This is a genomic window from Frondihabitans sp. GW821-FHT04F02, from assembly GCF_059420045.1.
In genome coordinates, this window is record NZ_JBWKSZ010000005.1 from 182,025 (window position 1) to 203,585 (window position 21,561).

At 69.1% G+C, this 21,561-nt stretch carries 22 protein-coding genes and 1 tRNA gene; 5 read left to right on the forward strand and 18 right to left on the reverse strand.

The window, feature by feature from the left end; translation table 11 throughout:
- Positions 1-19 precede the first annotated feature (19 nt).
- A complete protein-coding gene (locus AC07TY_RS15055) occupies positions 20-688 on the forward strand; it encodes an ABC transporter ATP-binding protein (RefSeq protein WP_494785829.1) in 669 nt (222 codons plus the stop codon).
- A gap of 93 nt (positions 689-781) precedes the next feature.
- Here AC07TY_RS15055 and AC07TY_RS15060 read toward each other — a convergent pair whose 3' ends face one another.
- From AC07TY_RS15060 to AC07TY_RS15095, 8 genes are read right to left on the reverse strand one after another with little or no spacing between them, the layout of a single operon-like run.
- Positions 782-1,693, reverse strand: coding sequence for a TolB family protein (locus tag AC07TY_RS15060; protein ID WP_494785830.1), 912 nt, complete (start codon positions 1,691-1,693; stop codon positions 782-784).
- An 8-nt stretch (positions 1,694-1,701) separates the two neighbouring features.
- Entirely contained in the window at positions 1,702-2,763 is a 1,062-nt protein-coding gene (locus AC07TY_RS15065; protein ID WP_123507439.1) for a LacI family DNA-binding transcriptional regulator, read from the reverse strand.
- Positions 2,764-2,810: 47 nt separating this feature from the next.
- Positions 2,811-3,908, reverse strand: a complete 1,098-nt coding sequence (locus AC07TY_RS15070) for a Gfo/Idh/MocA family protein (RefSeq protein ID WP_494785831.1) — start codon at positions 3,906-3,908, stop codon at positions 2,811-2,813.
- Complete coding sequence (locus AC07TY_RS15075) at positions 3,893-4,609, reverse strand: ThuA domain-containing protein (RefSeq protein WP_488624472.1); 717 nt, start codon at positions 4,607-4,609, stop codon at positions 3,893-3,895. The genes AC07TY_RS15070 and AC07TY_RS15075 overlap by 16 nt, the downstream gene beginning before the upstream one ends.
- 39 nt (positions 4,610-4,648) lie before the next feature.
- Complete coding sequence (locus AC07TY_RS15080; RefSeq protein WP_494785832.1) at positions 4,649-6,694, reverse strand: GMC oxidoreductase; 2,046 nt, start codon at positions 6,692-6,694, stop codon at positions 4,649-4,651.
- A complete protein-coding gene (locus tag AC07TY_RS15085; protein WP_123507445.1) occupies positions 6,681-7,577 on the reverse strand; it encodes a carbohydrate ABC transporter permease in 897 nt (298 codons plus the stop codon). Before AC07TY_RS15085 ends, AC07TY_RS15080 begins: the two co-directional genes overlap by 14 nt.
- Complete coding sequence (locus tag AC07TY_RS15090; protein WP_123507447.1) at positions 7,574-8,542, reverse strand: carbohydrate ABC transporter permease; 969 nt, start codon at positions 8,540-8,542, stop codon at positions 7,574-7,576. The genes AC07TY_RS15085 and AC07TY_RS15090 overlap by 4 nt, the downstream gene beginning before the upstream one ends.
- A 51-nt stretch (positions 8,543-8,593) precedes the next feature.
- Positions 8,594-9,910, reverse strand: coding sequence for an ABC transporter substrate-binding protein (locus AC07TY_RS15095; protein WP_123507449.1), 1,317 nt, complete (start codon positions 9,908-9,910; stop codon positions 8,594-8,596).
- 434 nt (positions 9,911-10,344) lie between these two features.
- Here AC07TY_RS15095 and AC07TY_RS15100 point away from each other — a divergent pair, with 434 nt between their 5' ends.
- Both AC07TY_RS15100 and AC07TY_RS15105 read left to right on the forward strand, forming a co-directional pair.
- Entirely contained in the window at positions 10,345-11,538 is a 1,194-nt protein-coding gene (locus AC07TY_RS15100; RefSeq protein WP_123507451.1) for an ROK family transcriptional regulator, read from the forward strand.
- A 111-nt stretch (positions 11,539-11,649) separates the two neighbouring features.
- Complete coding sequence (locus tag AC07TY_RS15105; RefSeq protein ID WP_494785915.1) at positions 11,650-12,264, forward strand: YqaJ viral recombinase family protein; 615 nt, start codon at positions 11,650-11,652, stop codon at positions 12,262-12,264.
- A 28-nt stretch (positions 12,265-12,292) separates the two neighbouring features.
- Here AC07TY_RS15105 and AC07TY_RS15110 read toward each other — a convergent pair whose 3' ends face one another.
- A complete protein-coding gene (locus AC07TY_RS15110) occupies positions 12,293-12,910 on the reverse strand; it encodes a Pr6Pr family membrane protein (protein WP_494785833.1) in 618 nt (205 codons plus the stop codon).
- A 130-nt stretch (positions 12,911-13,040) separates the two neighbouring features.
- Between AC07TY_RS15110 and AC07TY_RS15115 the strand changes: the two genes are divergently transcribed.
- Positions 13,041-14,030, forward strand: coding sequence for an NADP-dependent oxidoreductase (locus AC07TY_RS15115; protein WP_494785834.1), 990 nt, complete (start codon positions 13,041-13,043; stop codon positions 14,028-14,030).
- Positions 14,031-14,203: 173 nt separating this feature from the next.
- Here AC07TY_RS15115 and rplA read toward each other — a convergent pair whose 3' ends face one another.
- From rplA to AC07TY_RS15140, 5 genes are all read right to left on the reverse strand, one after another.
- The gene (gene rplA / locus AC07TY_RS15120; RefSeq protein WP_123507457.1) at positions 14,204-14,893 is read right to left on the reverse strand and encodes a 50S ribosomal protein L1; all 690 of its coding nucleotides are present in this window, start codon (positions 14,891-14,893) and stop codon (positions 14,204-14,206) included.
- 80 nt (positions 14,894-14,973) lie between these two features.
- On the reverse strand, positions 14,974-15,405 hold the full coding sequence (gene rplK, locus AC07TY_RS15125; protein WP_123507459.1) for a 50S ribosomal protein L11: 432 nt from the start codon (positions 15,403-15,405) through the stop codon (positions 14,974-14,976).
- Positions 15,406-15,501: 96 nt separating this feature from the next.
- A complete protein-coding gene (gene nusG, locus AC07TY_RS15130) occupies positions 15,502-16,473 on the reverse strand; it encodes a transcription termination/antitermination protein NusG (protein ID WP_123507461.1) in 972 nt (323 codons plus the stop codon).
- Between the two features lie 184 nt (positions 16,474-16,657).
- Entirely contained in the window at positions 16,658-16,939 is a 282-nt protein-coding gene (secE, locus tag AC07TY_RS15135; protein WP_123507463.1) for a preprotein translocase subunit SecE, read from the reverse strand.
- Between the two features lie 119 nt (positions 16,940-17,058).
- Positions 17,059-17,131 (reverse strand) — tRNA-Trp (locus AC07TY_RS15140).
- 225 nt (positions 17,132-17,356) lie between these two features.
- Here AC07TY_RS15140 and AC07TY_RS15145 point away from each other — a divergent pair.
- On the forward strand, positions 17,357-18,550 hold the full coding sequence (locus AC07TY_RS15145; RefSeq protein WP_494785916.1) for a pyridoxal phosphate-dependent aminotransferase: 1,194 nt from the start codon (positions 17,357-17,359) through the stop codon (positions 18,548-18,550).
- A 167-nt stretch (positions 18,551-18,717) separates the two neighbouring features.
- Here AC07TY_RS15145 and AC07TY_RS15150 read toward each other — a convergent pair whose 3' ends face one another.
- From AC07TY_RS15150 to AC07TY_RS15165, 4 genes are all read right to left on the reverse strand, one after another.
- Positions 18,718-19,356 (reverse strand): hypothetical protein, encoded by a 639-nt coding sequence (locus tag AC07TY_RS15150; protein ID WP_494785835.1) that lies wholly within the window; start codon positions 19,354-19,356, stop codon positions 18,718-18,720.
- Positions 19,357-19,440: 84 nt separating this feature from the next.
- A complete protein-coding gene (locus tag AC07TY_RS15155; protein WP_494785836.1) occupies positions 19,441-20,550 on the reverse strand; it encodes a UDP-N-acetylmuramate dehydrogenase in 1,110 nt (369 codons plus the stop codon).
- Entirely contained in the window at positions 20,547-20,975 is a 429-nt protein-coding gene (locus AC07TY_RS15160) for a MaoC/PaaZ C-terminal domain-containing protein (protein WP_494785837.1), read from the reverse strand. The genes AC07TY_RS15155 and AC07TY_RS15160 overlap by 4 nt, the downstream gene beginning before the upstream one ends.
- On the reverse strand, positions 20,972-21,418 hold the full coding sequence (locus AC07TY_RS15165; protein WP_123507469.1) for an FAS1-like dehydratase domain-containing protein: 447 nt from the start codon (positions 21,416-21,418) through the stop codon (positions 20,972-20,974). The genes AC07TY_RS15160 and AC07TY_RS15165 overlap by 4 nt, the downstream gene beginning before the upstream one ends.
- Between the last annotated feature and the right edge of the window lie 143 nt (positions 21,419-21,561).

The window sequence follows — 21,561 nt, forward strand, 5'->3', positions numbered from 1 at the left end:
TCGACACGACAGGACTCCCATGTACTCCCTGAAAGACGTCACCAAGACGTACGTCCAGAAGAAGCGCACCGTCACCGCGCTCAGCAAGGTGAACCTCGAGATCCCGACCGGCCAGATGGTCGCGATCCAGGGCCCCACCGGCGGCGGCAAGTCGACGCTGCTGCAGATGCTCGGCGCCCTCGACAAGCCCACGTCGGGCGAGATCGTGCTCGGCACGAAGACCGTCTCGACCCTCGGCGACTCGAAGCTCGCCGACATCCGCGCCACCGACATCGGCTTCGTGTTCCAGGGCTTCAACCTGATCCCGACGCTCACGGCGCTCGAGAACGTGCAGACCGCGTTCGCCCGCTCGCCGCTGTCCCGCGACGAGCAGAAGGCACGGTCGAGGGCCGCGCTCGAGTCGGTCGGGCTCGCCGAGCGCGCCGACCACCTGCCGTCGGAGCTCTCGGGCGGCCAGCAGCAGCGCGTCGCGATCTCCCGCGCGCTGGTCAAGGAGCCGAGCGTGCTCCTGGCCGACGAGCCGACCGGCGCCCTCGACGAGGCGACCCGCGACGAGATCATGGACCTGCTGGAGGGTGTGTGGCGCGACCGCGGCCTGACCCTGGTGATCGTGACGCACGACTCGTCGGTGGCTCGCCGCGCCGAGCGCCGCCTCCATCTCAAGGGCGGTCACGTCAAAGACGCCTAGCCCGCCGCCGCGCCCACTCGTGGGCACGGCCAGACCCTCTCGATCGGCCGAGACGCGCGTCCGCGGACCGGCGGAGACGCCGATCGGGAGGGTTCAGGCGTCGGCGAGAGGGTAGGCGACGCAGGCGAAGCGGCTCGAGTCGGGCGCCCAGCCCGCCACGTTGAGCGTGCCCTGGCCGCCGAAGAGGCGGAGCAGCTCGCGGTCGCCGAGCCCGTCGGGGTCGCCCCCGACGAGCAGGAGCGCGCGGATCGCCACGGGGAGGTTCTCGGGGTGGCCGCGAGTTCCTGCGTCATAAGAGAGGTAGACCAGGCACGACCCGTCGGGCGCCGGGTGCGGAAACCAGTCGACCGTGTCGGAGTCGACCACCCGCTCGAGCTCGGAGCCGTCGGGGCGGACGCGCGCGAGCTGGGCGTGGCCGGGCTCGTCGGTGAAGCGCTCGGTGTTGAACCAGACCCAGCCGCCCGCCAGCTCGGCGCCGTCGTCGGGGTGCTCGTCGTCGGTCACCAGCGTCGTCGCACCGTCGGCGACCGCCACGAGCGCCAGGTTCGTGCGCCACTCGTCGAACGCGGACTCGGGCGTGGGCCTCCCGCCGACGACCACCGAGAGCGCGGTGCCGTCGGGCGAGACGCCGTGCAGGTAGTTCTTGTAGCCGCGGCCCTCCGGGTGCTCGCGGGTCACGCGCCGCGCGGTCCCGCCGGCGGCGGGCACCTCGTAGACGTGGCCGTCCTTCCCGCTGACGAAGATCGAGGCCCCGTCGGGCGCGATGACGTGATCGTTGTTGATCTCAGGAACTCCGCCCATCGCGATCGGCTCCAGACGACCGTCCGCGAGCCCGAGCCTCCACAGCAGCCCGTCGGCGTTGACGACGAGCGAGTGTCCATCCGGGTCCCAGTTCGGCGCCTCGACGAGCACGGTGTCGCTCTCGAAGACGGTCTCGGCGTCGCCGGTCGCGGGGTCGACGAGCAGCACTCGGCTGCTCTGGCCGGGGAGGAGGGTGCGGGGCATGCCCCCAGTCAACCCGACGGAGCGGGATGCGCCGTGCTGCCGCGCACGACAAGCGTCGTCGCGAGCTCCAGGCGGGTCGAGCGGAGCGCCGGCTCCTCGCGCAGGCGGAGCACGAGGCGCGTGGCCTCCTCCGCCATCTCGGTGAGCGGCTGCCTCACCGTCGTCATCGGCGGGCCGGTGAAGCGCGTCATGTGGAGGTCGTCGAAGCCGACGACCGAGAGGTCGTCGGGAATCCGGAGCGCGAGCGTGCGGGCCGCCTCGTAGACGCCCAGGGCCTGCATGTCGCTGGCCGCGAAGATCGCCGTCGGGCGGTCCGGCCGGCCGAGAAGCACCAGCCCCTCGGCCAGCCCCACCTCGAGCGAGAAGTCGCCGCCGCGCACGTAGCCGCCGTGCTCGGGGATGCCGGCCCCGGCGAGAGCCGCCCGGTACCCGGAGAGCCGCGCGGTCGACGCCATGAAGCCGTCGGGGCCGGAGATGGTCGCGATGTCCCGGTGGCCGAGCCCGATGAGGTGGCGGGTCGCCATGAAGCCGCCCATCCAGTTCGCCGAGCCGATCGCCGGGACGTCGGGATCAGGATCGCCCTCCGGATCGATGATGACGAACGGAATGCTGTGGCTGCGGAGCTGGTGCCGGTTGTCGTCCGAGAGGTCGGCGATGACGAGCACGACGCCGAGCGGCCGGCGCTGCAGGACCCCCTCGATCCAGCTCGCGTCGCCCGCACCGCGGTCCTTCATGCCGGTGACCACGACGCTCAGCCCGTTCTCGCGCGCGACGCTCTCGACGCCGACGACGACCTCGACCATCCACGGGCTGTCGAGCGCCTGGCAGACGAGCTCGAGCAGCGGCGCCGCCGCCTGCGTCGAGTTGCGCCGGTTGTAGCGCTGGTCGCGCAGGATCCCCGTGACACGGGCGCGGGTGTCGAGAGAGACTCCCCCGCGCCCGTTGAGCACCTTCGACACCGTCGAGATCGAGACGCCGGCGCGCTCGGCCACCTCCGACAGAGTGGCCCGCGAGGCGGGGCCGCTGTCGGCGGCCGAAAGCGCCGCAGTCCTGTTCGTCACGGTCGTCATCGTACTGATGCTCGCGTCTCGGTCCGGCGCGGCGACCTAGCGGCCGCTCACCAGTCCTCGGGGCGGGCGCCGAGCGGCACCGGCGCCGGGCGCTCGACCGTGCTCGACATCTCGACCACGCGCTTCTCGTCGCTCGAGACCAGGATCGCCTCCATCGCCTCCAGCACGTGGAACGCGAGCTCGCCGCTGGCGCGGTGCGGCCGGTCGGTCTCGATGGCGCGGGCCATGTCGGCGAGGCCGTAGCCGCGGCCGGCGTCGGCGTAGCCGGCCGAGACCGGCAGCTCGCGGAACTCGGGCTCGTCCTTCGTCGCGATCTCGCTCGGGTCGGAGAACCGGTTGGGGTCGGCGACGGCGATCGTGCCGGCGGTGCCGTAGACCTCGAACAGCGGCGAGCGGGTCGCCCACACCTCGAAGCTCACGGTGAGGGTGGAGGTGACGCCGGAGGCGTGCTCGATGAGGGCGGCGATGTGAGTGTCGACGTCGACGGGGATCGCAGTTCCTGCGAGGGGGCCCGTCTCGACCACGCGGTCGCGGGTGGAGCGCGTCGCCTGCCCGGTGACGCGGACGATGGGGCCGAACAGGGTGATCAGGCTCGTCAGGTAGTAGGGGCCCATGTCGAACAGGGGGCCGCCGCCGGGCTGGTAGTAGAACAGCGGCGACGGGTGCCAGCGCTCGTGCCCGGGCGCCGACCAGTGCACCTGAGCGCCCACGGGGGCGCCGATGAGGCCGGCGTCGAGGGCGTCGCGGGCGGTCTGGACTCCTGTCCCGAGCACGGTGTCGGGTGCGCTGCCGACGCGCAGCCCGGTCGTCTCGGCGAGCGCGAGCAGCGGGCCGGCCTCCTCGGTCGAGAGGCCGAGCGGCTTCTCGGCGAAGACGTGCTTGCCCGCGGAGAGGGCGCGCATGCCGACCTCGACGTGCGCTGCCGGGATCGTGAGGTTCACGATGGCGTCGATCGTCGGGTCGGCGAGCAGCTCGTCGACGGTCAGAGCGCGGACGCCCTGGGCCGCGGCGACCTCGGCCGTGCGGGCGGCGTCGATGTCGGCGACGGCCACGAGCTCGAGGCCGGGCAGCGACGGGAAGCTCGCGAAGTACTGCTCGCTGATCTTGCCGACGCCGATGATTCCTACTGTCAGCGGCTGGCCCACAGGAGCCCCCTCTCGATGATGGTGCGGACGTTCTCGTTCTGGAGGATGTCGACGTGGTGGCCGGGCGTCGTCACGAAGATGCGGCCCTCGCCCCACTGCCGGGTCCAGATGGCCGGGCTGGTGACCTCACGGGTCCACGGGTCCCACGGCCGCACGGCCTGGGTCGTCGTCGCCAGCACATCGTTGTAATCGTCGTGCAGCACCCAGTACTGCTCACTGGTCAGCTCGAAGTCCGAGATGCCCTGCGTGATGGGGTGGTCCTTCGCCGCGTCCGTCATGGCCACGACGTAGGGCCGGTAGTTGTCGGACTGCTCGCCGATCCGCTCGTCCGGCGCCTTGCCGGGGTGGGAGGCGAACTGCCCGCCGATCAGGTGCAGGTAGTCGGAGTTGTTGCGGTACGAGTCGGCGATGCCGCCGTGCCAGCCGCCGAGGCCGGTGCCCTTCTCGACCGCCGCGCGGAGTCCTTCGAACTCCTCGCGCTCGATCGTCGACATCGTCACCGACTGCACGATCAGGTCGACCGTGTCCATGTACTCGGCGTCGGCGTAGATCGCGGGCGATTCCTCGACCCGCACCTCGGCGAAGTTCTCCTTGAGGAACGGCAGGAACAGCTCCGTCGCCTCCACCGGCTCATGGCCGTCCCATCCGCCTCGCACCACGAGGGCGCGCTTTGTCGTCGTCACGTCGGTATCTCCAGTCATCTTCGGTTCTTCGTCTTCTCTGGTCGTTCGATCAGGTCTTCAGGCGCTCGGCCAGTTGCCGGCGAGGTGCTCGGCGACGCGGAACGCGTTCGCCACGATCGTGAGCGTCGGGTTCACGCTGCCGTTGGTGGGGTGGAGCGAGGAGTCGCAGACCACGATCCGTCGAGCGCCGTGCACCCGGCCGTACCGGTCGGTGGCACCCGTCGCGGCGTCATCGCTCATCCGGGCGGTCCCGCAGGAGTGCTCGCCGGCAGCCGATGCCGTCGCTCCGCCATGCGGGACGCGGATGTCGGTGGCTCCGGCCGCGGCCAGCCACTCCCGGCCCGCCACCGCCATCCCCATCTCGACCTCGCGCGAGGCCCAGTGGACATCCTTTCGGAGAGCTGCACCCGGCCGGCCCCAGCGGTCCCGGACGCTCGCGAGCGAGACCCGCGACGTCGGCAGAGGCACCTCCTGCCCCATGCCAAACACCCCGAACACGTGGCGGCGCCCCTCCCTCATCCACTCCTTGTGGCCGTCGCCCCACGCAGGAACTCCTTCGGCGCTCGGCGCCATCGCGGAGGTCAGCGGCAGCAGCCCCATCAGGTCGACGAGCACGCCGCCGCCCCACGGGATCGTGTCGCGGTGCACGTGGTCGAGCGTGGCGACCGAGTGGCCCGGGCCGACGAACGGCTTGGCGGGTTCGGCGACGGTCGACAGCACGGTCGTGAAGCGGTGGTCGTGCAGGTGGCGGCCCATCTCGTCGTTTCCGATGCCACTGGCGAGCAGCAGCCGCGGCGTCTCGACGGCTCCGGCCGACAGCACGACGACATCGGCGTCGATGGCGAGGCTCACCGGAGCGCCCGAGGTGTCGGCCATGACGGTGACGCCCGCGCGGCCGGAGCCGTCGCGGACCTCGATCACCTCGGCGTCGAACAGGACGTCGCAGCGGCCGGTGGCCACAGCGCGCGGCACGAACGTGTTGTGGGAGCCGTTCTTCGCGTTGACGGGGCAGGCGTGGCCGACGCACTGCGGGCAGCGGACGCAGGCCGGACGGCCGTCGTTCGGAACGCTGTTGATGGCCAGGGGAATCGGCCCCCAGCCCCAGCCCAGGGTGTCGGCCGCGTGGCCGAGGAGCTCCCGCGCGGGCTCGGTGCCCATCGGGGGGAGGGGGTACCCCGACGAGCGCGGGGTGCGGCTCGTGAGGCCGCCCTCGGTGCCGGCGACGCCGAGTTCCTGCTCTGCGAGGGTGTAGTACGGCTCCATCTCGTCGTAGCCCACCGGCCAGTTCTGCAGCGAGGCGCCCTCGGGGTTGCCGTAGTGGTCGCGCATGGCGAAGTCCTCGGGCAGGAACCGCCACGCCATCCCCTGCCAGAGCCGGGTGCCGCCGCCGAACGCGTCGGCGTTCAGGCCGTAGAGGGCGGCATCGCCGGTGCCGTCGAGCTCGACGTCGCCGGTCGGCAGCTGGGCGATTCGGGGGTGTCCGGCTCCGGGGCCGGCCGACGGCGCGTAGACCGCGGCCCGCTTGCCGTGGAGGTGGTCGCCGCGCAGATCGGCGTTCGACAGCTGGCGCGCCCGCTCGATCAGGAGCACGTGGCGGCCGGCCTGCGCGAGCACCTGGGCGGCCACGCCGCCGCCGGGGCCGGAGCCGACGACGACCGCGTCGTACGAGCGGCGCACCTGCTCGGGGCGGATGCTCGGAACCGGGTCGGGCTCGATCGGGGCGACTCCCGGAGGGACGGCGTGGAAGCCGACCATGTCGAGGCCCGCCGGGCGGCGACCCGGGGTCGAGGCGTAGAACCCCTCCCAGCAGATGCGGCGCAGGGCTGCGAAGCCAGGGTCGCTCTCGGCTTCGAGGGTGTGGAGGATGGCGTCCTGCTCAGCCGCGGAGAGCTCGGCGAAGCTCTCGCCGAGGCGGACGTCGAGCGACCGGAGCGGCTCACGCGCCCAGTCGAGGTCGGAGCCGGCCGTCGACACGTAGTCGGCGACGCCGCCCGACCAGCCGGCCGGCCAGCCGTCGGCCGGGATGACCCGGTCGACGGCGGCGCGGAGGCGTGCGGAGAACTTCAGAGGTGCGGTGAACGGGGTGGCCTCAGCGGCCGGCAAGCGATCCGCCGATTCCGCCGACGCTGAAGTACTTGTTCAGGAACGTGAACAGGATCACCGGCGGGAGCATCATCACGACGGCGACGGCCATCACGAGACCCCAGTTGGTCGCGTTCTGCTGGAAGAACGTCTCCAGGCCGACGGGGAGCGTGTAGTTCGGGTCGGAGCGCAGGAACACCAGCGCGATCAGGTAGTCGTTCCAGGCGAGCAGGAACGAGAAGATCGCCGTCGAGAGGATTCCCGGAAGGGCGTTCCTGAGCACGATGCGGGTGAACGAGCCGAACAGCGAGGCGCCGTCCATCCAGGCGGCCTCTTCGAGCGCGATCGGGATCGAGTCGTAGTACGCCGCCATCATCCAGATCGCGACCGACATCGTCGAGCCGACGTAGATGATTGTGACGCCGGCCAGGTTGTCGACCAGGTTGAACTTCGCGAACAGGATGAACAGCGGGATGACCGCGGTCACGACCGGCAGCGACTGGACGACGAACAGGACCAGCGAGTAGCCCGAGACCAGCTTGTTGCGGGCCCGGCTCAGGACGTAGCCGGCAGGGGCCGCGACTGCGGTGGCGATGACGACCGTGATGAGGGTCGCCGTGAGGCTGTTCTTCAGCCAGGCCGCCACGGCGGTCTGCGAGAACACCAGGCCGTAGTTCTCGAGCGTGAAGTTGCCCGTGACCGTCGATCCGAGCGAGGGCGTGAACGACAGGCCGACGACCGCGATGATCGGGACCAGCACGATGGCCGTGATGATCAGGATCAGGACGAAGCGCCACCACTTGCCGCGCTCCTGGAGATCCTGCGAGGTGATTCGCTTGGCGACTTTCGTGATCTCGCCGGGCTCGGCGCCGATACGGGCCTTGCGGACGCTGAGGGTGCTCATTCGACATTCACCTTTCGGATCTGGCGGTACAGGACGACCGAGATGACGACCAGGACGAAGGTCATCAGGAAGGCGATCGCGACGCCGGGGCCGGTCTGGAAGTTCTGGAAGACGGTCAGGTAGGCGAGGACCACGAGCGACTGGGTCGCGTTGACGGGCCCGCCGCCGGTGAGAAGGAAGATGGTCGGGAAGTCGTTGACGCAGAAGATCGTCATCAGGATCCACGACACGAAGGTGGTGCGGGCGATCAGCGGCAGCGTGATCAGGCGGAACGACTGCCAGTTCGACGCGCCGTCGACCTTCGCGGCCTCGTAGACGTTGGTGTCGACCGAGGCCAGCGCCGAGGCCATCATCATCATCATGAAGGGGAACGAGATCCACACCTTGAAGATGCAGACCGTCACCTGAGCCAGCACCGGGTCGGCCAGGAACAGCACGTTCCCGAGGCCCAGGTGCGACGCGATGACCGGGAACGGCGACTGCGGGGTGGCGACCAGCCAGTTCCACGAGGTCGACGAGACGACGACCGGGACGATCCACGGCAGCAGCAGGAGCACCTTGAAGACGCCGCCCGCGGGGATGCGGGTGCGGAGCAGGAGCGCGAACACGAGGCCGACGAGCCACGATCCGAACACGCCGACCACGGTGAAGATCACCGTGAACTGAGCAGCCTTCCAGAAGGCCGGCTCGGTCAGGATGTTCGTGTAGTTCTGGAGGCCGACGAACGTGCCGCTGTCGATCAGCGAGCCGCTCCGCAGCGACTGGATGCCTGCGTAGATGACCGGGTAGAGGTTGAGCAGAAGCAGCAGCGCCAGCGACGGGAGAGCGAACGCGAGGAGCGTCCACGTGCGGGCGGTGAACTTCTTGGACTTGCGGGTGGGGCGGGGCGCGCCCGACCCGGAGCCGGACATACCGACTCCGCGCCGAGCGCGCCTCAGGTTCTCTGCGACGCTACTGGCCGACATACTTCACTCCTTCGTGACAGAACGGGGGGATGGCGACCACGTCGCAGGGGGTCAGGCCGACTTCAGAGCGTTCTGAAGTGTGGTCAGGGCGTCCTTCGCCGAGACCTTGCCGCCGAGGATCGACTGCGTGAAGTTGCTCATAGCAGGGGTTCCGTCGGCGACGGTGACGCCCGCGAACAGGGCGTCGCCACCCGGCGAGGCCCACGTCTTCGAGATGGGCTGCCATTCCTTGATGACCTTGACCGCATTGGCGTTCGCCTTGAACTCCGCGGTGTCGGCGATCGACTGGAGAACGGGGAGGCCGACACCGGTGTTCTTGGTCCAGAGCGGCGCCATGTTCTTGTAGTAGTACGTGAGGAACGCCTCCGAGCCCTTCTGGCTGGGGGTGTTCGTGTACATCATGATGTTGTTCGGGAAGTACAGCGCGCCCTTGCCGCCGTTCTGGCCGACGAGCGGGGTGCCCACGACGAGGTCGGTCTGGAAGTCGCCGCCGACGTTCTGGTTGAGCGCGGCGCCGTCGAAGCCCATGCCGAACTTCTTGGCCTTCCACTGCGCCTGGACGTTGGCGCTCGTGTAGGTCGCGGCCGCCGGGTCGGTGTAGCCGTTCTTCACCAGCTCGAGCATGAACTCCATCGCCTCGATGTTGTTCTGCGTGACCACGTTGGGCTTCTGGTTCTCGTCGAAGAGGCCTCCGCCGTTGTTGATCATGTGGCTGACCATCGTGTGCGAGCCGGTGAAGTTTCCGGCGCCCGAGCCCTGGCCCCAGCCGTAGACGCCGATCGCCTTGAGCTTCTTGCAGGCGTCGATGTAGCTCTGCCAGTCGGTGGGCGCCTCGTCGATGCCGGCCTTCTCGAAGAGCGACTTGCTGTACCAGAGCACGCGCATGTCGAGGTTGTACGGAACGGCCGCGTAGCCCTTGTCGGTCTTCATCGTGTCGATGAGGCCGGGCAGGAAGTCGTCGTAGAGGCCGTTGGACTTCCACGAGTCGATGAGGTCGTCGGCGTAGGCGATCTTGCCCTGCGCGGCGTACTGGAAGGCCTGCGTTCCACCGCCGGAGGAGACAGCGGGGCCGGTGTTCGACGAGACGGCCGAAGCGAACGTCTGCGTGAAGTTGGCCCACTGGATGACCTGGTAGGTGGCGGCCCCGTTCGAGCCGGAAGGCTTGTAGCCCGTCGTGATGGTCTTGTCGAGCGTGTTGAAGGTCGTGTTGCCCCAGGGCATGTTCCAGAACTTGATGGTCTTGGAGCTGGTGCCGCCGCTTCCGCCCCCGGAGGAGCAGGCCGCAAGCACTGCGATCGAGGCGACGCCCGCTGCCCCGCCGAGGAATGCCCTACGGCTGAATGCGGAGCTGGTGATTTGGGTTGGCATGGTCAGTGTCCTTTCGCCGGCTGCGTTGCCTGGCGGTTCGTCGTTGAACGGATAAAACTTTCGAAGCCCCGCTGCTGTGTTTCAGTGGTTTGTGGCCTCTTGCAACCAATTGCTGGAGTCATCTTGACCCCTCTGGTTCGCTAAGTCAACGCACGATCGCCTGTTTCCCGGCGTTCGATGTCGACTCGTGATCTCCCCCTCGTCTTTCGAAAGTTGTGCGGATCGAACGAAACTTTCGCTTCGGTGAAGAGAAAACATCGCGAGGGAGAGCGGGCGGAAGGATGCACCATCGGAGAGGTCATCCTTGACCGAGTCACACATTAGGTGGACTTCTGTCGAGCGTCAAGCAAAAGACGAACGATTCTCGACGCCTTTGGTCACGAATCGATCACCTGGGTGGACGCCTGTGGTTTACTCCTCCTATGTCAGACGCGATGCGCACGTCTGTCCTCGGATCGACAGGGGCGGGCGACCTCTTCCAGCTGCTCCGCGACGGCCGTCCACGCACCCGCGCCGAGCTCGCCGCGGTGACCGGCCTCGCCCGTTCGACGATCGGCCTGCGCCTCGACGCGCTCACCTCTCTCGGCCTGATCGGCCCCGTCGCCGACGCCGCATCGACGGGCGGCCGACCGCCGTCGCGCATCGCCCTCAAGCCCTCCTCACGCGTCGTGCTCGCCGCCGACCTCGGGGCCAGCCACGCGCACGTCGCCCTCGCCGACCTCATGGGCGGCGAGCTCGCCAGCCACACCGAGCGACTTGAGATCAGCCTCGGCCCGGAGGTCGTCCTCGGCTGGATGGTCGAGCACGCCGATCGTCTTCTCGCCGAGCTGGGCAAGTCGCGGGCCGACCTCATCGCGGCAGGGATCGGCCTCCCCGGCCCTGTCGAGTTCTCGACCGGGCGGCCGGTGAACCCGCCGATCATGCCCGGCTGGGACGCCTTCGACGTTCCCGGCTGGGTGCATCGCCACATGCCGATTCCCGTGTACGTCGACAACGACGTCAACATCATGGCGCTCGGCGAGCGAACCCACTCCTGGCCCGAGGTCGATCACCTGTTCTTCCTCAAGGTCGCCACCGGCATCGGCTCGGGCATCATCTCGAGCGGCCAGCTGCAGCGCGGTGCCCAGGGCAGCGCCGGCGACATCGGGCACATCCCGGTGTCCCGCGGCGCCGGCATCCAGTGCCGGTGCGGCAACACGGGCTGCCTCGAGGCGATCGCCTCCGGTCCGGCGATCGCCGCCTCCCTCCGCCGCCAGGGCCGCGACGTCGCAACCGGCGACGACGTGGTCGAGCTGGTCCGTCGCGGCGACCTCGACGCCGTGCGTGCCGTCCGCCAAGCGGGCCGCGACATCGGCGAGGTGCTCACGACCTGCGTCAGCCTCATCAACCCGTCGGTGATCGCGCTCGGCGGCTCGATGTCGGAAGCCGGCGAGCATCTCCTGGCCGGCGTCCGCGAGGTCGTCTACTCGCGGTCGATGCCGCTCGCCACCGAGCACCTCCAGATCGTGCAGTCGCGAGCCGCCGACGACGCGGCCATCCTCGGCGCGAGCATGCTCGCCATCCACTTTGCGCTGGCGCCGGAGGCGCTCGACGCTCTGGCTGCCGCCGCTTCCTCCTCCGCTCAGTAATCTCGAGGAGAATTCCGCGCCGGCGGGCATCGATCGCTCCAAAACACCCGCCGCACGGCGCTATCTCCTCGACTTTCGAAGGAGAATGGGGGGATGACCCTCGTCCAGCCGATGCTCGCCCTCTGGGACGACGACGCGGACGACGCCAAGCGCCACCACGAGGCGCGGGTGCTCGCCGATTCGACCGATCGCGTCGCCTGGCTCCGCGCCCGCTCGCGCGGCATCACGGCGACCGACGTGGCGCGTCTCTCGGGCCCCGCCGCCGTCCGCGGCGTAGTCACCGAGAAGCTCTTCGGCTCGGGCTTCACCGGCAACCAGTTCACCGACCACGGCCGCGCGCGCGAACCCGTCATCGCCCGCTGGGTCCAGCGCAACCACGCGATCCTGCCGTCGAGCAGGCTGTTCCACGCCTACGGCCAGCCGCTCCACCTGGCGACACCCGACGGGGTCGCCGAGCGCGGCAACGGCGACGTCGTCCTCTGCGAGATCAAGACCACGTCGAAGGCCTGGACGTCGATCCCCCGGTCGTACCTCCGCCAGGCCTGGTGGCAGCAGTACGTGCTCGGAGCCGAGCGCACCCTCGTCGTCTGGGAGCAGCACGACGACTTCGTGCCGATCCCGGGGCCGCCGAGGTGCGAGTGGGTCGAGCGCGACGAGAGCCAGATCCATCAGCTGGTCGGGCTCGCCGACATGGTGATCGAGGCGCTGCGCGAGACGGTCCGCTAGAGCCGCCCTCTTCAGGGGCCGCAGCCTTCTACAGAGCACCGACCCGCAGGATCCGGTACCGGCTCAGCCAGATCACCAGGGCGCTCATCCCGCCGATGAACACGGCGATGCCGACGCAGTACAGCAGCACCACCGGCCAGCCGAGCGTGGCGGTGTTCAGGAACGGATAGGGCACGAAGCTCTGCCCGCGGAGCAGCACGACGATCAGCCACACCAGCGGGTAGATCAGGAAGACCCCGAGGCGCTTCCAGGCGATCGGCCGTCGGTCGCCGACGAAGATCCAGTCGAGTACCGCGATCAGCGGGATCCAGCGGTGCACGATGTCGTTCGACCACGCGACCGTGAAGTCGGACGGCGGCACGTTCAGCAGGAGGGTGTTGTAGACCAGGCCGGTCGTGGCGATGTACGTCGCGGTGGCGCCACGCGCGATGAGCAGCCACTCGGGGTCTGCGCGCCCGCGTGCGAGCCACACGGCCCCGAGCACGAACGTCACCATCACGAACAGGTTGCTCTGAATCGTGAAGTAGCCGAAGAAGTTCGGGATCGCGAACACCGGCGAACTCACTGAGCTGGCCAGCTGCGCGAGCACCGCGACCAGGATGGCGAGGGCGGCAGCGATGCGCACGACGACGACGGTGGTCTTCACCCCGCGAGCGTATCCATAGTTTTTGCATCCTTGACACTCCCGAAACACATCCGACTCATCGCCCCCGTTTACTGAGAGCACGCCAAGCGCCTGACCCGACAGCCGCTCCACCCACCAAGGAAGGCTCTCGATGACGACGACGACCGAAGGGGCCGTGATGACCCACACCATGCGGGCCATAGTGATCACGGAGAACGGCGGACCGGATGTCCTGACGCCGACGACGATCCCGACGCCGGGACGACAGGGGTCCGAGGTGCTCATCCGAGTCCTCGCCGCCGGCGTCAACCCGTTCGATGCGGAGGCCCGCACGGGCCTTGCAGGAACCCTCGGCTCGCCCGAGCTCCCGGCTGTCCTCGGCTGCGACTTCAGCGGAGTCGTCGTGGAGAGCCCCTACCAGGCCCACCCGCTCAAGCCCGGGCACGAGGTCTACGGCGTCGCCTCGGTGCCCCGCTCCCCCGGCAGCTACGCCGAGTACGTCAGCGTGCCCGCGCTGCAGGTCAGCCGCAAGCCCAAGAACCTCTCGCATGTCGAGGCGGCGGCGGTTCCGCTGGCGGCTCTGACCGCCTGGGGGCTCGTCGTCGACGTCGCCAAGGCGCACGAGGGCCAGCGGATCCTCATCCACGCCGGAGCGGGAGGCGTCGGCCACTTCGCCGTGCAGTTCGCCGCCTACTTCGGCGCCCACGTCATCACCACGACGTCGCCGCGCAACGCGTCCTGGCTCACCGAGCTCGGCGCCCAGCAGGTCGTCGACCACACGACGAGCCTCTTCGAAGACGAGGTCGCGCTCGTCGACGTGTGCATCAACCTGGTCGACGACGACGCGGTCGCCGAACGGTCGATCGGGGTAGTCCGCCCCGGCGGCCTCCTCGTGCACGTGCCGGTCAACCCGGTCGACGGCCTCGCCGAGCGCGCCGACGCCGCCGGGGTCCGCTTCACCGACTTCGCGATGTCCCCCGACGCCACCTGCCTCGCCATCATCGCCCGCCTGCTCGACTCGGGCGACGTCACGGTCTACGTCGACGACGTGTACGACCTCGACGACGTCGCCGACGCCCACCGGCTGCTCGAGCAGAACCACACGCGCGGCAAGCTGGTGCTGAAGGTCGCCGACGAGTAGGGGGCGCAGGAACTCGGGTCTGCCGCGCTGGGCGCGAGTTCCTGCGTCTCGATCGCGGCCCGGGGTACGACGAAGGGCCCGCGTCCAAAGACGCGGGCCCTTCTCATGCAGTTCTAGAACTGATTACCGAGTTCTAGAACTGGTTACCGAGTTCTAGAACTGGTTACCGAGTTCTAGAACTGGTTGATGTCGAGGGGGATGCCAGGACCGAAGGTGGTCGAGACGGTGCCCTTGGTGATGTAGCGGCCCTTCGACGAGGACGGCTTGAGACGGACGACCTCGTCGAGGGCGGTCTCGAGGTTGGCCCCGAGCTGCTCCTCGGTGAAGCCGGCCTTGCCGATCACGAAGTGGACGTTGGAGTGCTTGTCGACGCGGAACTCGATCTTGCCGCCCTTGATGTCGTTCACGGCCTGAGCGACGTTCGGGGTGACGGTGCCGGTCTTGGGGTTCGGCATGAGGCCGCGCGGGCCGAGGACCTTGCCCAGACGACCGACCTTGCCCATGAGCTCGGGGGTCGAGACGGCGGAGTCGAACGACGTGTAGCCGCCGGCGACCTTCTCGATGAGCTCGTCGCCACCGACCTCGTCGGCACCCGCGGCGATAGCGGCCTCAGCGGCAGCACCGGTCGCGAACACGATGACACGGGCGGTCTTGCCGGTGCCGTGCGGGAGGATGACGGTGCCGCGCACCATCTGGTCGGCCTTGCGGGGGTCGACGCCGAGCTTCAGCGCGACCTCGACGGTCGAGTCGAACTTCTTGGAGCCGGTCTCGCGAGCGACGGCGACGGCCTCGGTCGGAGTGTAGAACTTGCCTGCCTCGATCTTCTCGGCAGCGGCGCGGTACGCCTTGGACTTCTGAGCCATGTGAAATCTCCTGATTTCGAGGGCGTGGTTACGAGCCTGGCCGGCTCTCCCACTGGATGTCTAGAGGGGTGGGTGGACGCTTACGCGTCGACCGTGATGCCCATGGAGCGAGCGGTGCCGGCGATGATCTTGGCCGCGGCCTCGATGTCGTTGGCGTTCAGGTCGGACTGCTTGGTCGTGGCGATCTCGCGGACCTGGTCCATCGTCAGCTTGCCCACCTTGACGGTGTGCGGCGTGGCGGAGCCCTTGGCGAGACCGGCGGCCTTCTTGATGAGCTCGGCGGCCGGGGGCGTCTTGAGGATGAACGTGAACGAACGGTCTTCGTACACGGTGATCTCGACGGGAACGACGTTGCCGCGCTGCGACTCGGTCGCGGCGTTGTACGCCTTGCAGAACTCCATGATGTTCACGCCGTGCTGACCCAGAGCCGGGCCGATGGGCGGGGCGGGGTTCGCGGCGCCGGCGTTGATCTGAAGCTTGATCAGACCCGTGACCTTCTTTTTCGGTGCCATGTGTTTCTTCCTTCTTGTGGGTTCGAGCTCGTTGCGGTTGCAACGTGCTCTCCCGGAATGCCGTGCGGCACGATCCGGTGGTCTAAAAAATGGGGGCTACAGCTTGGTGACCTGGTCGAAGCTGAGCTCGACCGGCGTCTCGCGCTCGAACAGCGAAACGAGCACGGTGAGCTTACCCGATTCGGGCTTGATCTCGTTGATCGTGCCCGGAAGACCCGCGAACGAGCCCTCCTTGATGGTGATCGTCTCGCCGATCTCGAAGTCGACCTCGGCGGGGATGACGCGCTGCGCCGCCTTGCCGCCGCCCGACTTGCCCTTGGCGGCCGGTGCGGCCTCCTGCACCTGGACGAGGCTCTTCAGCATGTTGAAGGCCTCTTCGAAGCGCAGCGGCGTCGGGTTGTGGGCGTTGCCCACGAACCCGGTGACGCCCGGGGTGTGGCGGACGACCGACCAGGAGTCTTCGTTGAGATCCATGCGGACGAGCACGTAGCCGGGGATGCGGACGCGGGTGACGAGCTTGCGCTGCCCGTTCTTGATCTCGACGACGTCTTCCATCGGGACCTCCACCTGGTAGATGAAGTCCTCCATGGTCATCGAGACCATGCGGTTCTCGATGTTCTGCTTCACGCGGCGCTCGAAGCCCGCGTACGAGTGGATGACGTACCACTTGCCGGGCTTGCCGCGCAGGTCGTAGCGGAAGGCCTCGTACGGGTCGACCTCGGCCTCGTCGGCTTCTTCAGCCGCCTCGGCCTCGTCTCCGTCGAGCTCCTCCTCGTCTTCGGTCGCCTCGAGGGCTGCCTCGGCCTCGTCGGCGCTGTCGATGTCGAGAGCGTCGTCGACGACGGCGTCGGCCTGTTCGTCTTTCGCGGCGTCGAGCGTGTCGAGAAGCTCGTCGAGACCGGTCGTGTCGGACTGGTCGTCGCCTTCGACGTGAAGCGCCTCGTGCTCGGCGGAGTCGACGCTGTCTTCGTCAGCGGTCTGCGTCGAGCCCTCCTGGGCCTCTTCGACCTCGGAGGACTGCTCGGCGGCAGTGGCGAGGTCGATGTCGTCGCGCTCGTTCTTCGGCAAGGGTTCTTCTTCCGTTGGATGGTTCGGGTCGTCGTCGGGATGCTGGACGCCCGGATCGGGATTGTCGTGGGTCTGGACGGGGTGGGCTTCGACAGCTCGCTACCGGCGTCCAGACTGCGAGTTGCGGCTGGAGGCGGCCCGGGCGGCCTCGAGATGCCGCCGACGGGCTGGCGCCGACTGCGCTCTAGCCGGCACTGACTCCGTTGCCGAAGACGTACTGGACGGCGAAGCCGAAGAGCGTGTCGAGACCGAACACGAGCGCCATCATGATCACGACGAACACCAGCACGACCAGCGTGAAGCTGACCAGCTCTTTGCGGGTCGGAGTGACGACCTTCTTGAGCTCGTTGATGACCTGGCGCAAGAACAGCATGATGCGCGCGAAACGACCGCGACGCGCAGCCCCATCGGCCTTCGCAATCGCGACGACGTCCTCATCGGGAACGTCAACGTCTTTTCTCGCCACTTGGTTCGTGCCTTTCGAAGCGTGTGCCCGCCCCGGCCCCGAGCCGAGCGAGGTGCTGCTCGGCCGTAAGCCTGGATCAGGCGTGTCGTCCAGCCCGTGCGTCTGCACGGACAGGGCTGCAGGGCGGACAGGACTTGAACCTGCAACCTGCGGTTTTGGAGACCGCTGCTCTACCAATTGAGCCACCGCCCTTTGGATACCGGAATCCGCTCCCCCGCCGCGACCCCCCTGAAGGCGCCGCCCCGTCGCTCAGATTCTCACCTGGACGATGGGCATGGAAAAGCTTGGTGGATTCCACCACCGCAGACAAGTGTAGGCGACGCCTCTGGGCAAGTAAAGTTGAGACCCTCCGTCGGCATGTCGCCGGGTAGGGTTGGGGCCGTGAACAGGACCGACGCTGCCAGCACCGACACGACCATCAAGCCCCGACTCGCCTCGCGCATCGCCGCGATCGCCGAGTCCGCGACGTTGAAGGTCGATTCGAAGGCCAAGGCGCTCCAGGCCGAGGGCAAGCACGTCATCAGCTACGCCGCCGGCGAGCCCAACTTCGCGACGCCCGACCACATCGTCGAGGCCGCCGTCGTCGCCGCCCGCGACCCCCGGAACCACCGCTACACGCCGGCCGCAGGCCTCCCCGACCTGCGCGAGGCGATCGCCGCGAAGACGCTGCGCGACAGCGGCACGGCCGTGACCGCATCGCAGGTCATCGTCACCAACGGCGGCAAGCAGGCCGTCTACCAGTCGTTCGCCGCCATCGTCGACGACGGCGACGAGGTCATCCTGCCCACTCCGTACTGGACCACCTACCCCGAGGCCGTGAAGCTCGCCGGCGGCGTGCCCGTCGAGGTCTTTGCCGGTGCCGACCAGGACTACCTCGTCACCGTCGAGCAGCTCGAGGCGGCCCGCACCCCGCGCACCAAGGTGCTGCTGTTCGTGTCGCCGTCCAACCCGACCGGTGCCGTCTACTCGGCCGAGCAGACCCGCGCCATCGGCGAGTGGGCTCTCGAGCACGGCATCTGGGTCATCACCGACGAGATCTACCAGAACCTGGTCTACGACGGCGTCAAGGCCGTGTCCATCACCGAGGCGGTCCCCGAGCTCGCCGACACGACGATCCTCGTCAACGGCGTCGCGAAGACCTACGCGATGACCGGCTGGCGCGTCGGGTGGATGGTCGCGCCTGCCGATGTCGCCAAGGCGGCATCGAACCTCCAGTCGCACCTCTCGTCGAACGTGTCGAACGTCTCCCAGCGTGCGGCCATCGCGGCCCTGACCGGCTCGCAGGACTCCGTCGAGACGATGCGCCAGGCCTTCGACGTTCGTCGCAAGACCATCGTCGCCGAGCTGAACGCGATCGACGGCATCGTCACGCCGACCCCCGAGGGCGCGTTCTACGTCTACCCCGACGTGTCGGGCCTGCTCGGCCGCACCTGGGGCGGCGTCACGCCGACCACGTCGCTCGAGCTCGCCGATCTGATCCTCGACCAGGCCGAGGTCGCGACCGTGCCCGGTGAGGCGTTCGGCCCCAGCGGCTACCTCCGCCTCTCGTACGCGCTCGGCGACGACGCCCTCCTCGAGGGCGTGCGCCGCCTGCAGCAGCTCTTCGCCTAGGCCCCGCAGCGCGTACCGCCCGATATATCCCAGACGAGCCCGACGGATCGGGGCCGAGCCCCACGGATCGGGGCCGAGCCCCACGGATCGGGGCCGAGCCCGACGGATCGCGTCCGAGCCCGTCCGCCGGGGCGCATCGGGCCGGCTGCGATCCGTCGCGCCTCGCACTACTTCTGGATGATGCCGAACGAGTGCACGCCGGACTTCGACTGTCCCGCGAACTGCTGGGCGACGAGGCGGTTCTGGGTGTGCGGCTTCAGGTTCGCCGAGAACGCGACGAGGCCGTCGGCGCCGGCCTGCTTCGAGACGGCCGGAGACCCGTTGACCGAGAGCGACACTTTGGCGCCGGGGATCGCCGTGAACGTCAGACGCGGCGACAGGTTCTGCTCGGGAGCGCCGACCAGGCGGGGCTTGGCGAGCTCCACGCCGCTGAAGTCGACGGTGAGGTCCTGGGTGGCGGCGATCCCACCGGCTGCCACGGAGCGGACCGTGTACGTCTCGGTCTCCTTGCCCTGGCCTTCGAGCTCGAAGGCGGCCGGGGCGTCACCGGTCGTGTAGCCGCTGCCGACGAGCGCGCCGTCGTCGTAGATCGACACCTTGAGCGACGATCCGCGCGGCGACGTGAGCTTCAGGTAGACGAAGTCGTCGAACTTGATCTGCGTGTCGACCACACCGGCGGGCGCGCCGGGGGCCGGTGCCGAGGCCGGAGCGGCCGGCACCGGCGCGGCGTGAGCGGCGACCGGCGCGAGCGCGATGGCCGCGCCGAGGGCGACTGCGGCGAAAGCGGGAATCGGAAGACGTGACATGGGGTCTCTTTCGGTGAGGGGAAGTCGCCGATGCCGACGACACCGCCTACCGTATGTGACATTCACATTACGGCAGCCTGTGGGCTAAAGGACCAGACCGAGGAGCACCGGCTCGGGGTGCAGCACGACGCCGAACTCGGCCGCGACCCGCGACTGCACGAAGCGGGCCAGCTCGGCCACGTCGTCGGCTGTCGCACTCCCGCGGTTCGTGATGGCGAGGGTGTGCTTCGACGAGATCGCGGCGCCGGAGCCCGGCAGGCGGAAACCGCGAGCGACTCCGGAGTGCTCGATGAGCCAGGCGGCGCTGAGCTTCACGGGGCCGGGCTCGGACGGGTGCGGCGGCGCCGGCGTCTCGCCGAGCGGGACGGTCTGGGCGCGGGGTTCCTGCGCGCTGGTCTCCCACCGGGGCGCGTCGGTGGGGAGCGAGTCGAGCACAGCGCGCTCGACGATCGGGTTGGTGAAGAACGAGCCGCTCGAGAAGGTGTCGCGATCGGCGGCGTCGAGCACCATGCCCTTGGAGGCGCGGAGCTCGAGCACCCGCGCCCGGACGTCGGCCACGGGCACACGCGCGCCCAGGTCGACGGCGAGGGCGCCCGCGAGCTGGGGGAAGGCGACGGGCTGCGATGTTCCTGCTCCGTCGATCAAGGCGAACTCGACAGCCGTGATGACGCCCACACGACCGGTCTTGAAGACGCTGGTGCGGTAGTCGAGACCCATGTTGGCTTTGGGGATGCGCAGGAACTCGCCGCTCTCGGCGTCTAAGAAGTCGACGCTGATCAGGCTGTCGCCGACCTCCTGCCCGTAGGCCCCGATGTTCTGCACCGGTGCGGCGCCGGTCGACCCCGGGATGCCGCTGAGTGCCTCCATGCCCGACCAGCCGCGGGCGACGGTGAGGGCGACGAGGTCGTCCCACGGCTCGCCGGCCTGCACCCGAAGGCGCACGGCCCCGGATTCGGCGGGCAGGAACTCCACGCCCCGCGTCGCGACCCGCACCACCGTGCCGGCGAAGCCCTCGTCGCTCGCCACGAGGTTGGAGCCGCCGCCGAGCACGAACCACGGGTCGCCGCCCGCGATCGCCTCGCGGACCGCCGCCAGCAGCTCGTCGGAGGTCGTCGCCTCGACGAGGCGCTCGGGCGTGCCGCCGACGCCCATCGTGGTGAGGTCGGCCAGTGACACCGTGCCGGGAGACGTCACGCCCAGGCCACTCGCACCTGGGCCTTGCCCAGGACGGTCTCGCCGCCGAACGTGACCGTGAGGTCGACGCGCGCGGTCTTGGCGTCGGCGTCGAGCTGGCCGACCTTCGCGACGACGGTGACATCGGCGCCGGTCTCGGAGTCGACGAGCACGGGTCGCGTGAAGCGCACCTGGTAGTCGGTGACCCACGCGCCGATGCCGGGCCCGTCAGCGCTCTCGAGCCAGGCGACGACCGGCTGCACGGCCGTGCCCATGGTGAGCATGCCGTGGGCGAGCACGCCCGGCAGCCCGACGGAGGCGGCGACGTCGTCGCGGTAGTGGATCGGGTTGAAGTCGCCGGAGGCCCCGGCGTAGCGCACGAGGGAGTCTCGGGTGAGCGTGTACGTCTTCTCGGCCACGACCTGGCCGACTTCGAGGGCGCTCACTCGTCGCCTCGCACGACGAGGGTCGAGATGGCGGTGACGACGTGGTCGCCCGCCCCGTCGACCATGACCGACTCGGCGGTGACCATCGAGTGGCCGCCCAGCGACTTCACGCTCGCGACCGTCAACGTGGCGGTGAGCTCGTCGCCGGCGACGATCGGGCGCGTGTAGGCGAAGCGCTGGTCGCCGTGGACGACGCGCGAGAAGTCGATGCCGGCGTCGGGCTCGGAGAGCAGCTGCTGGAGCGTGTGCTCCTGCACGACGATCGCGAACGTCGGGGGCGCCACGACGTCGGCGAACCCGGCCGCACGGGCCGCCTCGGGGTCGAGGGCGAGAGAGCTGGTCGACGAGGTGGCGCGGGCGAACTCGCGCACCTTCTCTCGCCCGACGAGATACGGACTCACGGACGGAAAGGACCGCCCTTGCAGTTCAGGGTTCACAGGCACGGCGACAAGTCTACGGGCGGCCTCCGACGCCGCCGGGAGCGAGTTGCGACTGCCCCCTTTCCGGCGGGGATATCGCGGCGTATAGTCCGTGTCACGTCTGGGATGGTAACTCGACGTACGTGCCCCGTTCTGACGGCACCGCA